Below are 9,857 nucleotides of genomic sequence, written 5' to 3'. Positions count from 1 at the left end.
CCCAAGCCATAGACCCGCGCGCTCCCCCCGTCACGCGCCAAGGCGCGGGACGTGCGGCGGGTGTCAGAGCGCGCCTTCGCCCGCCCCCGCCGCATCGGGCGAACCCGGCTGTGAAGCGACCTGCTTGCCCTCCAGCGCGTCGAGCCGGGCGCGCAGCGCATCGGCTTCGTCGCGGGCGGCGACGGCCATTGCCTTCACCACTTCGAATTCGTCGCGGCTGACGAAATCCATGCCGCCGAGGAACGTCTTGGCCCGTTCGCGCGCCGCCGCTTCGCCCTCACGGGCCATGCCGGCGATGGTGCCGGCGGCGCCGTTCACGAACTTGGCGAAATCGTCGAACAGGCGATTGTCGGACTGCATGGGAAATCCTTCCATTGGCAAGGGCGTGAAGCCGCCCGCCGTCAAAGTGCGATTTGGGTGGAATGGGCCGGCGGCACAAGGGTTTCCGCGTCGGGATTACGCCGGTCGATCTGCCAGTTGAGCGCCGATGCGATGACCAGCCATGCCAGATACGGCACCAGCAACCACGCCGCGAGCGGGCGGATGCGGCCGAAGGCAAAGGTGGTGGCGAGGGCCGTAAAGAACAGCGCGACGATCAGGATCAGCGCAAGGCTGACCTGATGCGCGCCGAAGAAGAGCGGCGACCAAACCAGATTCATAACCAGTTGCAGCACGAACAGTGCGATGGCGATGCCCCGCCCCCGCGCGCCACGCGCGCTGAGGACGATCGCCAGCGACAGGCCCATCAGCACGTACAGGATCGACCACACGACCGGGAACGCCCAGTTGGGCGGCCGCAACGCCGGCAGGTCGAGCATCCGGTACCAGCCATTGTCGTCGCCAGCGACGACCAGCTGCCCCGACGTGAAGCCAAGCAACAGGATCAACGGCACGCACACCACGGCCCGCCGCAGGAACTCCGAACGCAACTGCCACTTCGACGCGATCTCGTTCATCCCGCTCCCCGGTGCCGGCCCCGCCCCATGCGCGGCCGTTCAGGGCGCATTGCTTGCTGTGTGCGTTGCATCATTGCAAGCCAAAGCGGCAGATTTCGGGACAGTCGCGGCAATCAGGAACTCGATATTGCCCTCCGGCCCGGTGATCGGGCTGCGATCGACGCCGATCACCTGCCAGCCGAGGCCGGTCAACCACGCGGCTACCTCATCGCATACGCGGGCATGGACCGCCGGATCGCGGACCACTCCGCCCTTGCCGACCTCGTCACGCCCCGCCTCGAACTGTGGCTTGATAAGCGCGAGCAGGCGGCCGCCGGGTTTCACGAAACCGAGCGGTACGGCGAGCACTTTCGACAGCGCGATGAAGCTGGCGTCGCAAACGACCAGATCGATCGGTTCCGGGATATGCGTGGGCGTCAGCAGCCGGGCGCTCAACTGTTCGAGGACGATGACGCGCGGGTCCTGACGGAGCTTCCATGCGAGCTGGTTGGTACCGCTGTCGACCGCATAGACGCGGGTCGCGCCGCCCGTCAGCAGTACGTCGGTAAAGCCGCCGGTCGACGATCCGACATCGATCGCAACCACGTCGGTCACGTCCCAGCCGAAATGGTCGAGGCCGTGCGCCAGCTTCACCCCGCCCCGCGATACCCAAGGGTGATCGCGTCCGCGCACGTCGAGCGCGACATCGTCGGGCAGTTGCTGGCCCGGCTTGTCGACCTTGCGATCGCCGACGAATACCAGCCCGGCCATGATGAGTGCCTGCGCGCGCGTACGGCTTTCGACGAGGCCACGATCGACGAGCATCTGGTCCGCGCGTTGCTTTGCCATCGCCTGCGCATGGCGCGACTTTCGGTTGGTCGCAACCCTTCATCGATTGGCCGAATGGCTATTGCCTATCTTTGCAGTAGGAATATCTTGTTCGTCGGAGGCTGACCCGGACCCGACCCTCCCCCTAAGCTGGCGGGTCGGCCTCCACCGTTTCGAACCGAACCGCAGGAGAGTGACGATGGCGCAGTTTTCGACACTTCCGACCGCCCTGCCGACGGTGCTGACCGTGCCCGGGTTGAACGGCTCCGGGCCGTCGCACTGGCAGACCTTGTGGGAACAGTCGCGGCCGGACACGGCACGCGTCGAACTGGGTTTATGGTCGCGTCCTTTACGCAATGCCTGGGTGACGAAGCTGGATCAGGCGATCCGACAGGCGCAGGCGCCGGTCGTGCTGGCCGCGCACTCACTCGGCTGTCTTGCAGTCGCGTGGTGGGCGCAACTGTCGTCGCAGCCTTATGGCTGGCCGGTTGCAGGCGCCTTGCTGGTCGCGCCGGCGGATGTCGATCGCCCCGGCGCACCGCCCGAATTGCAGGGCTTTGCCCCGGCACCGCGCTTCTCGCTGCCCTTCCCCTCGCTGGTCGTCGCATCGACCGACGACCCGTGGGTGTCGATCGAACGCGCGCATTCGATGGCGGTCGATTGGGGCAGCCACTTCGTCGATGCCGGACCGCAAGGGCATCTGAATGCCGCCAGCGGCATCGGCTGGTGGGAAGAGGGCCAGGAATTGCTCGAACGCGTCATCGCCGCGTCGGGCGACGGCCATGGCAATGTCCGCCATCCCAGCGATGCGCGATCGGTGCTGGCGATCAACGCGACCGAAGCGGCGCAGGGACAGTTTCTGCGTTGAACGCCGGGTCAGCCGCGATCGAACCGAGATAAACGGCGAGGTCGCGGACGTCCTTCATCGGCGGCAGTTCGACCGGGTCGATCGGGGTTGGCACGGGAATGCCCAGCCGTTCCCGTGCCTGCTCAACCAGATCGGAAATCTCTTCGTCGTCGATCACCAGGAAGCGCGCGAAGTCGTCGTCGGGGTGTGGGACGACCCCCTGTCCGTAATGGGGCGCGACCAGTTCGCGGGTCAGTGCCGCGACCGAAGCCGACACGCCGTTGTCGGCGACCATCGCGTCGAAATCCGCCTTGCCCCAGCCGGCGCGATAGGCCTTCGCCGTCCGAAACCGCCGCCACATCCGCCAATTGAACCAGCCGAGCGCGATCACCGCCAGCGCGATGATCGCGACCGCCTTTTGCGGGCCGGTCATGCGCGGACTTCGGTGGCCCCGCTTTCGTTCCAGCGGAGCGCCTGCAACACCGTATCGACGATCTGCGGCGCATTGAGGCCGGCTTCATCATACTGCTTCTGGGGGCTGTTCTGGTCCTGGAAAGTGTCGGGCAAGCGCATCGTGCGCAGCTTCAGGCCGGCATCGATCAGGCCGGTGTCGCTGGCGAAGGTCAGGACGTGCGCGCCCAAGCCGCCGACCGCGCCCTCCTCGACCGTCACCGCCACTTCGTGGGTGGTCAGCAGGCGGCGGATCATCGCTTCGTCGAGCGGCTTGGCGAAGCGCAGGTCGGCGACGGTGGTCGACAACCCCTTCGCCTCCAACGCGTCGGCGGCCTTGAGCGCTTCCTCCAGCCGCGTGCCGAGCGACAGGATCGCGATCTTGTTGCCTTCCCGGACCAACCGCCCCTTGCCGATCTCCAGCTTCTGCGGCGTTTCGGGCAGCGCGACGCCGACGCCATTGCCGCGCGGATAGCGGACCGCGATCGGACCGGCATCATATTCGGCGGCGGTATAGGTCATGTGGACCAGTTCGGCCTCGTCCGCCGCCGCCATCACCACCATGTTCGGCAGCGTGGCGAGATAGGTCACGTCGAAACTGCCGGCATGCGTCGCGCCGTCAGCGCCGACCAGCCCGGCGCGGTCAATCGCGAAGCGGACCGGCAGATTCTGGATGCAGACATCGTGCACGACTTGGTCATAGGCACGCTGGAGGAAGGTCGAATAGATCGCGCAGAACGGCCGCATCCCCTGCGCGGCAAGGCCGGCGGCAAAGGTCACCGCATGCTGTTCGGCGATCCCGACGTCGAAGAAACGCGTCGGGTGCGCCTTCGCGAATTTGTCGAGGCCGGTGCCCGACGGCATCGCCGCAGTGATCGCGCAGATGCGGTCGTCGGTCGCGGCCAGCTTGGCGAGCGTCTCGCCGAACACGTTCTGATATTGTGGCGGGCCGGCGGGCGCCTTCACCTGCGTACCGGTGATGACGTCGAACTTCTGAACGCCATGATATTTATCGGCAGCGGCCTCGGCCGGGGCATAGCCCTTGCCCTTCTTCGTCACGACATGGACGAGGATCGGGCCTTCCTCGGCATCGCGGACATTTTCGAGCACCGGGATCAGATGATCGAGATTGTGGCCATCGATCGGGCCGACATAATAGAAGCCCAGTTCCTCGAACAAGGTACCGCCGGTCGCCATGCCGCGGGCGAATTCGTCGGTCTTGCGCGCGGCGGTGTGCAGCGGGCGGGGCAGCTTGCGGGCGATCCTCTTGAACGCCTCGCGGATACCTAGGAACTCACGGCTCGACACGATGCGCGACAGATAAGCCGACAAGCCACCAACCGGCGGCGCGATCGACATGTCGTTGTCGTTGAGGATCACGACAAGCCGGTTGCCGGCCTGTTCGGCGTTGTTCATCGCCTCATACGCCATGCCCGCCGACATCGCGCCGTCACCGATCACGGCGATGCCCTTGCCAGGCGTACCGGCGATCTTGTTGGCGACGGCAAAGCCCAAAGCAGCCGAGATTGAGGTCGAGCTGTGCGCCGCGCCGAACGGGTCGTATTCGCTTTCCGATCGCTTGGTGAAGCCCGACAGCCCCCCGCCCTGCCGCAACGTGCGGATGCGGTCGCGGCGGCCGGTCAGGATCTTGTGCGGATAGCATTGGTGACCGACGTCCCAGACGAGGCGGTCGGCCGGCGTGTCGAACACATAATGAATCGCGACCGTCAGTTCGACGACGCCCAGACCCGAGCCGAGATGACCGCCGGTCGTACCGACCGCACTGATGGTTTCGTGTCGCAATTCATCGGCGAGTTGTCGCAAATCGCCGGCGGAGAGCTTGCGAAGATCGGCGGGCGTCTGAACGGTATCGAGCAGCGGCGTGCTAATTGGATCGGCCATCATCCGTGCTTATCGCAGGTGAAGCAGACTGTCGATTGTTCGTCGTACCGCGCGCGGACAAAGGGCGATGATCCCTTGGGAAAGCGTCAGTCCTGCACCGATCCTGCACAGTCGGCGCAGGTGCCGCGCACTTCGATCACGGGGCGGACGGGGGTGAAACCGGCGCCGCTCGCCGCCGACCGGACGCTGCCGGTGATCCGGTCATCGTCGATATGCGTCGTCTGTCCGCACCGGTCGCAGACGAGGAAGATGCAGTCGTGGATACAGTCGGGATGGCTGTTCGCCAGATAGGCATTGGCGCTTTCGACGCGGCGGGCGAGGTTCGCGTTCACGAACAGGTCGAGTATGCGATAGACGCTGTTGGGCGCCACGCGCCGACCCTGCGCCTTCGATACGGCATCGGCGATGTCATAGGCGGAGGCGGGCTTGTCGAACGAGGCGAGCACGTCGAAGATGCTTGCGCGCATCGCGGTCCATTGTTCGCCGGCCTTGGTCAGGGCTGCTTCGGCGGCCTTGTTCCATTCCGGGCCGTGATGTTCGTGATGCTCGTGCGCCATTCCAACGAGATAAGCGTCCGCACCGGGCGCGGCAAGCCGGTCAGCAGCCGGCGCGGCGGTTCAGATGATGTCCGTACGCCAGCAGCGCGACGCCGCTCAGGGTCGCGATCGCCTCCGGCACGCCATGCGGCAGGGTCAGCGCCAGCGCCATGATCGCCAGCCCGAGGCTGCCGATCGCGGTCGGCAGCCGCTGGCCGTGGCGCAGATAGCCCGCCCCGAGCGCGACGATGCCGAGCAGCACCGCACAGGCCAAGCCGATTTCGTGGATCGCGGGATGCAGCAGCGCCCCGCCCACCGAAGCAAGCAACGCCATGACCGCGATCGTCGTCACGCAATGCACCGCGCAAAGCGCGGACAACAACATGCCGGCACGGTCGAGGCGACCTTCCTGCAACCAGGTTCGAGCGGCGGAACTGCGCATGGGCGCCTTATGCCCCGGATCGCGCGAAGATACAACATAACGCTTCATCGGCGATTGAACGTCGTCATGCGGATTTGGTTCGATGGGTGGGGCAGCGGGTTGGAAAGTCCCTGATCCGTGCGATCGTTTTGGCTGGAGCGGTGTTTCCGGTGTGTTGGATCAGGCGCTACCGCTTGCGGGTGACCATCAGGTCGGGCTTTTTCGGCGGCTTCCATCCCTTGGGCGGTTCGACGCGCTGGCGGCTGGTGCCCAGCCCCATTGCGCCCGGCTGCTGTCGGGTCAGGCCGGCGGTGTCGGCAACCTGCGCCGCGTCCTCCGCCGCACCGCCGCGCAACAGATTGATCCGATCGCGCAGCCGCGACGCCGTTTCGAAATCCATCGCGGCGGCGGCGGCCTCCATCTGCTGGCGCAGGGTTTCGATCGATTCGGTCATACGACCTGAACGCACGAAGCCCCGCCGCGCCTCATCGCCAGTCGAAAGCGAGCGGTGCTTCGCGAAAGGCAAAACGGTCGAGATGGCGCACGACGGCGCCTTCCAAGCCTTCGAGCTGTTCGGGCGAGCTTGCATCGATGCGTACGGTCAGCGCGTCGTCGCCGGCATCGAACGTCACCAGCGCGTCGGCGGGGTGGTCGGCACCGCGCGCATCGCGCGGGAAGGTGACGGTGCCGTGGTTCGCATCGAATTCGACCGTCAGGTTATGCTGCCAATGTTTGCACAGTTGCTGGAGATACCGGCTGGCATCGGCGGTCGGGACGGTCGCGGTGGCGGTATGTTCGGTCACAGGCGTTCTACTTTCTGCGCGGCTTCATCGAGGATGGCGGCGACGCGGTGGAGGGTTTCGGTGTCGACGTCCGCAGCGGACAGGCGGTGGTGGATCGCGGCGCGCAAGTTTGCACGCGCGCGGTGGATCGGGCCGGCATCCGTACGCGCCCGGTGTTCGCCCAGCGCGGCAAGCCGTTCGAACAGTTCCGAAACCTGCGGCGCATCGGTCGTCAGTTGCGCGGTGCCTGCCTCGGTCACGGCGAACAGCTTGCGCGTGCCCTCGCTCGCCTGTTCCCCGATCAGGCCCATGTCGGTCAGCAGCGTGAGCGTCGGGTAGACGACCCCGGGGCTGGGCGCATAGGCGCCGCCGGTGCGGGCCTCGATCGCGCGGATCAGGTCGTAGCCGTGTCGCGGAGTCTCGGCGATCAGCGCCAGCAGCACCAGCTTCAGTTCGTCACCGCCCAGCACCCGCCCGCGTGGACCGCGCGGGCCGCCATGCCGCCCGCGTCCGCCCATGCCCGGCCCGCCGGTCCATGAATCATATCCCATTCCAAATCGCATTTTCATTCTCCGATATATCTTGAACGATGAGATATATCTCAAACGATCGGATGCAAGAGCGGCTTTCGGCTTTTTTTGGCGCACCCTATATTGCTGCCATGGCCGACCTTTTCGCCGACTTCGCCCCGCCCCCGCCCGAGACGCCGACCGGCGGGCCGCTCGCCGACCGGTTGCGGCCAAAGACACTGGCGGAGGTGGTCGGGCAGGATCACTTGACCGGACCGGATGGCGCGATCGGGCGGATGGTGGCGGCGGGCAAATTGTCGTCGATGATCCTGTGGGGACCACCGGGTACCGGCAAAACGACGATCGCGCGGCTGCTCGCCGATGCGGTGGGCCTTCGCTATGCGCAGATTTCGGCGGTATTTTCAGGCGTCGCCGATCTGAAGAAGGTGTTCGCCGAGGCGCGCGACCATGGCCGCATCGGCAAACGCACGTTGCTGTTCGTGGACGAAATCCATCGCTTCAACCGGGCGCAACAGGACGGTTTCCTGCCCTATGTCGAGGATGGCACGGTCACGCTGGTCGGGGCGACGACCGAGAATCCGTCGTTCGAACTGAACGCCGCACTGCTCAGCCGGGCGCAGGTGCTGATCCTCCATCGGCTGGACGCGACCGCGCTGAACGAACTGCTGACGCGCGCGGAAGCGGCGGAGGAACGCCCCCTCCCCCTTGATGACGCCGCCCGTGCGGCATTGGTGGCGAGCGCCGATGGCGACGGACGGTTCCTCCTCAATCAGGCAGAGACGTTGTTCTCGATTGAATTGCCCGAACCGCTCGACCCGGCGGGGCTGTCGTCCCTGCTGCAACGACGGGTCGCGGTGTACGACAAGGACCGCGAGGGGCATTACAACCTGATCTCGGCGCTGCACAAATCGCTGCGCGGATCGGACCCGCAGGCGGCGCTCTATTACATGGCGCGGATGCTGACGGCGGGTGAGGAACCGCTCTATGTCCTGCGCCGGCTGACGCGCTTTGCCAGTGAAGACATTGGCCTCGCTGATCCGCAGGCGCTGGTGCAATGCCTTGCCGCCAAGGACGCGTACGAGTTTCTGGGCAGTCCCGAGGGCGAACTGGCGATCGTGCAGGCGTGCCTGTACCTCGCCACCGCTCCCAAATCGAATGCGGCGTACAAGGCGCAGAAGGCCGCCTTTGCCAGCGCGCGCGAGACGGGGTCGCTGATGCCGCCGCAATCGATCCTGAACGCGCCGACCCGGCTGATGAAGGATATCGGCTATGGCAAGGGCTATGCCTATGACCACGATCATGCGGACGGATTTTCGGGCGCGAATTACTGGCCCGACGAGATGACGCCGCAGCGTTTCTACGAACCAACCGGGCGCGGGTTCGAACAGCGCATTGCCGAACGCATGGCGTGGTGGGACGAACGGCGGCAGGCATGAGGGATTGGGCGGAGGTCGTCGCGGCCGGCTGTGCGCTGCCGGCCGTCGAGCAAGGCAGCAGCGATGGCCGGCCGGCGCTGCGGTTCCGGGCCAAGACGCTGGCCGGTACGGCCGCACCCGATCCGGCGACCTTCTGGGAGACCGACCAGTATCGCGGCTGGCTGGTGGTGCTGGTGCGCTACGGGACCGATGCCGGCGATCAAATCGCGATGCCGCTGCGTCGGACATGGTGGGACCGGGCGACTATCGCGCAGCGTAGGGCATGGGGCGGACGCCCCTGACGCGGCGTTTCACCCGGTTCGCCGCGATCGACTGGTCGGGTCAGGCGGTGGCTCGGCCGAAGGGTCTGGCGGTCGCCGAAGTCGGCGTCGGTGGACCGGCGCTGGTGGTCCGCGCGGGCGGCTGGTCGCGGGAGTGGGTGATCGACTGGCTGGCCGGACTGGCGGACAGTCGGGCCGATATGTTGATCGGGCTGGACCTGTCGCCGGCCCTGCCCTTCCTCGATCGGGGCAGCTATTTTCCGGGCTGGGACGAATCGCCGGACGATGCGCGGTCGCTCTGGGCGATGGTCGACCGGATGAGCGCGGACGATCCGTATCTGGCGGCGTCTTCGGTGGTCGCCGATGCGGAATTGTCGCGCCATTTCCGGCGGCAACGCGCGTGCGGCGACCGGTTCGGCGGCGGACGCGGGCGGTTGCGGCTGTGCGAGGAACGCCAGTTGCTGGCCGGACTGTCGCCGACCAGCTGCTTCAACCTGGTCGGTGCGGCGCAAGTCGGCAAATCCAGCCTTACCGGGATGCGGGTGCTCCACCGGCTGGCGGGCAAGGTGCCGGTCTGGCCGTTCGATCCCGTGCCGACGACCGGACCGGTGATCGTCGAAATCTACACCACCATCGCCGCGCGGGCAGCGGGGGTGCGCAAGGGGCTGAGCAAGCTGCACGACGCAGCTTCGCTCGATGCGGCGCTGGCGACGCTTGGCAGTGCGGCGCATGTGCCGATCGCGCGCTATAACGATCATGCCACCGACGCGCTGTTGAGCGCGGCGTGGTTGCGGACGGTGGCCGGGGATGCGGCGCTCTGGGCACCGGAAGGGCTGACGCCGATGGTGGCGCGGACCGAGGGGTGGACGTTCGGCGTGCGATAGCTGCCGGCCGTTGTGCTCGCCGATCCTGCTTGGTACAGGGCGATCG

At 66.6% G+C, this 9,857-nt stretch carries 14 protein-coding genes; 4 read left to right on the top strand and 10 right to left on the bottom strand.

Annotation, left to right across the window (positions count from 1 at the left end; genetic code table 11):
- Nucleotides 1-63 precede the first annotated feature (63 nt).
- Genes ASE59_RS00745 through ASE59_RS00735 form a run of 3 tightly spaced genes read right to left on the bottom strand, consistent with a single transcriptional unit; the run spans nucleotide 64 to nucleotide 1,784 of the window.
- Complete coding sequence (locus ASE59_RS00745; RefSeq protein WP_056450915.1) at nucleotides 64-360, bottom strand: accessory factor UbiK family protein; 297 nt, start codon at nucleotides 358-360, stop codon at nucleotides 64-66.
- A gap of 41 nt (nucleotides 361-401) precedes the next feature.
- Complete coding sequence (locus ASE59_RS00740) at nucleotides 402-956, bottom strand: TspO/MBR family protein (protein ID WP_056450911.1); 555 nt, start codon at nucleotides 954-956, stop codon at nucleotides 402-404.
- Nucleotides 957-995: 39 nt separating this feature from the next.
- Complete coding sequence (locus ASE59_RS00735; protein ID WP_200913130.1) at nucleotides 996-1,784, bottom strand: TlyA family RNA methyltransferase; 789 nt, start codon at nucleotides 1,782-1,784, stop codon at nucleotides 996-998.
- A gap of 178 nt (nucleotides 1,785-1,962) precedes the next feature.
- Here ASE59_RS00735 and ASE59_RS00730 point away from each other — a divergent pair, with 178 nt between their 5' ends.
- The gene (locus tag ASE59_RS00730) at nucleotides 1,963-2,631 is read left to right on the top strand and encodes an RBBP9/YdeN family alpha/beta hydrolase (protein ID WP_056450908.1); all 669 of its coding nucleotides are present in this window, start codon (nucleotides 1,963-1,965) and stop codon (nucleotides 2,629-2,631) included.
- On the opposite strand, the gene ASE59_RS00725 is transcribed toward ASE59_RS00730, so the two are convergent.
- From ASE59_RS00725 to ASE59_RS00695, 7 genes are all read right to left on the bottom strand, one after another.
- Nucleotides 2,591-3,043 (bottom strand): hypothetical protein, encoded by a 453-nt coding sequence (locus ASE59_RS00725; RefSeq protein ID WP_056450903.1) that lies wholly within the window; start codon nucleotides 3,041-3,043, stop codon nucleotides 2,591-2,593. The genes ASE59_RS00730 and ASE59_RS00725 overlap by 41 nt on opposite strands.
- The gene (gene dxs, locus ASE59_RS00720; protein WP_056452600.1) at nucleotides 3,040-4,962 is read right to left on the bottom strand and encodes a 1-deoxy-D-xylulose-5-phosphate synthase; all 1,923 of its coding nucleotides are present in this window, start codon (nucleotides 4,960-4,962) and stop codon (nucleotides 3,040-3,042) included. Before dxs ends, ASE59_RS00725 begins: the two co-directional genes overlap by 4 nt.
- An 86-nt stretch (nucleotides 4,963-5,048) precedes the next feature.
- On the bottom strand, nucleotides 5,049-5,519 hold the full coding sequence (locus tag ASE59_RS00715) for a Fur family transcriptional regulator (protein ID WP_056450900.1): 471 nt from the start codon (nucleotides 5,517-5,519) through the stop codon (nucleotides 5,049-5,051).
- A 40-nt stretch (nucleotides 5,520-5,559) separates the two neighbouring features.
- Nucleotides 5,560-5,940, bottom strand: coding sequence for a MerC domain-containing protein (locus ASE59_RS00710; protein WP_056450897.1), 381 nt, complete (start codon nucleotides 5,938-5,940; stop codon nucleotides 5,560-5,562).
- A 166-nt stretch (nucleotides 5,941-6,106) separates the two neighbouring features.
- Complete coding sequence (locus ASE59_RS00705; RefSeq protein WP_056450893.1) at nucleotides 6,107-6,373, bottom strand: UvrB/UvrC motif-containing protein; 267 nt, start codon at nucleotides 6,371-6,373, stop codon at nucleotides 6,107-6,109.
- Between the two features lie 31 nt (nucleotides 6,374-6,404).
- A complete protein-coding gene (locus tag ASE59_RS00700) occupies nucleotides 6,405-6,722 on the bottom strand; it encodes a DUF2218 domain-containing protein (RefSeq protein WP_056450890.1) in 318 nt (105 codons plus the stop codon).
- Nucleotides 6,719-7,264, bottom strand: coding sequence for a PadR family transcriptional regulator (locus ASE59_RS00695; protein ID WP_056452597.1), 546 nt, complete (start codon nucleotides 7,262-7,264; stop codon nucleotides 6,719-6,721). The genes ASE59_RS00700 and ASE59_RS00695 overlap by 4 nt, the downstream gene beginning before the upstream one ends.
- Nucleotides 7,265-7,362: 98 nt before the next feature.
- Between ASE59_RS00695 and ASE59_RS00690 the strand changes: the two genes are divergently transcribed.
- The 3 genes from ASE59_RS00690 to ASE59_RS00680 are packed head-to-tail and all read left to right on the top strand — an operon-like array spanning nucleotide 7,363 to nucleotide 9,811.
- Nucleotides 7,363-8,667, top strand: a complete 1,305-nt coding sequence (locus ASE59_RS00690) for a replication-associated recombination protein A (RefSeq protein WP_056452592.1) — start codon at nucleotides 7,363-7,365, stop codon at nucleotides 8,665-8,667.
- Nucleotides 8,664-8,948 carry a hypothetical protein gene (locus ASE59_RS00685; protein ID WP_056450887.1) on the top strand — a complete coding sequence of 95 codons (285 nt, stop codon included), beginning with the start codon at nucleotides 8,664-8,666 and terminating at the stop codon, nucleotides 8,946-8,948. The genes ASE59_RS00690 and ASE59_RS00685 overlap by 4 nt, the downstream gene beginning before the upstream one ends.
- Nucleotides 8,930-9,811 carry a hypothetical protein gene (locus tag ASE59_RS00680; RefSeq protein WP_056450884.1) on the top strand — a complete coding sequence of 294 codons (882 nt, stop codon included), beginning with the start codon at nucleotides 8,930-8,932 and terminating at the stop codon, nucleotides 9,809-9,811. Before ASE59_RS00685 ends, ASE59_RS00680 begins: the two co-directional genes overlap by 19 nt.
- Nucleotides 9,812-9,857 lie beyond the last annotated feature (46 nt).

The organism is Sphingomonas sp. Leaf10, from assembly GCF_001421245.1.
GTDB lineage: Bacteria > Pseudomonadota > Alphaproteobacteria > Sphingomonadales > Sphingomonadaceae > Sphingomonas.
Note: the sequence above shows the minus strand (reverse complement) of the source record. Positions and strands in the feature narration are given on the sequence as shown.

Excerpts from the sequence above, each read along its gene's own strand:
- ASE59_RS00745 (WP_056450915.1), bottom strand. The coding sequence starts at position 360 with ATGCAGTCCGACAATCGCCTGTTCGACGATTTCGCCAAGTTCGTGAAC.
- ASE59_RS00740 (WP_056450911.1), bottom strand. The coding sequence starts at position 956 with ATGAACGAGATCGCGTCGAAGTGGCAGTTGCGTTCGGAGTTCCTGCGG.
- ASE59_RS00735 (WP_200913130.1), bottom strand. The coding sequence starts at position 1,784 with ATGGCAAAGCAACGCGCGGACCAGATGCTCGTCGATCGTGGCCTCGTC.
- ASE59_RS00730 (WP_056450908.1), top strand. The coding sequence starts at position 1,963 with ATGGCGCAGTTTTCGACACTTCCGACCGCCCTGCCGACGGTGCTGACC.
- ASE59_RS00725 (WP_056450903.1), bottom strand. The coding sequence starts at position 3,043 with ATGACCGGCCCGCAAAAGGCGGTCGCGATCATCGCGCTGGCGGTGATC.
- dxs (WP_056452600.1), bottom strand. The coding sequence starts at position 4,962 with ATGGCCGATCCAATTAGCACGCCGCTGCTCGATACCGTTCAGACGCCC.
- ASE59_RS00715 (WP_056450900.1), bottom strand. The coding sequence starts at position 5,519 with ATGGCGCACGAGCATCACGAACATCACGGCCCGGAATGGAACAAGGCC.
- ASE59_RS00710 (WP_056450897.1), bottom strand. The coding sequence starts at position 5,940 with ATGCGCAGTTCCGCCGCTCGAACCTGGTTGCAGGAAGGTCGCCTCGAC.
- ASE59_RS00705 (WP_056450893.1), bottom strand. The coding sequence starts at position 6,373 with ATGACCGAATCGATCGAAACCCTGCGCCAGCAGATGGAGGCCGCCGCC.
- ASE59_RS00695 (WP_056452597.1), bottom strand. The coding sequence starts at position 7,264 with ATGCGATTTGGAATGGGATATGATTCATGGACCGGCGGGCCGGGCATG.
- ASE59_RS00690 (WP_056452592.1), top strand. The coding sequence starts at position 7,363 with ATGGCCGACCTTTTCGCCGACTTCGCCCCGCCCCCGCCCGAGACGCCG.
- ASE59_RS00685 (WP_056450887.1), top strand. The coding sequence starts at position 8,664 with ATGAGGGATTGGGCGGAGGTCGTCGCGGCCGGCTGTGCGCTGCCGGCC.
- ASE59_RS00680 (WP_056450884.1), top strand. The coding sequence starts at position 8,930 with ATGGGGCGGACGCCCCTGACGCGGCGTTTCACCCGGTTCGCCGCGATC.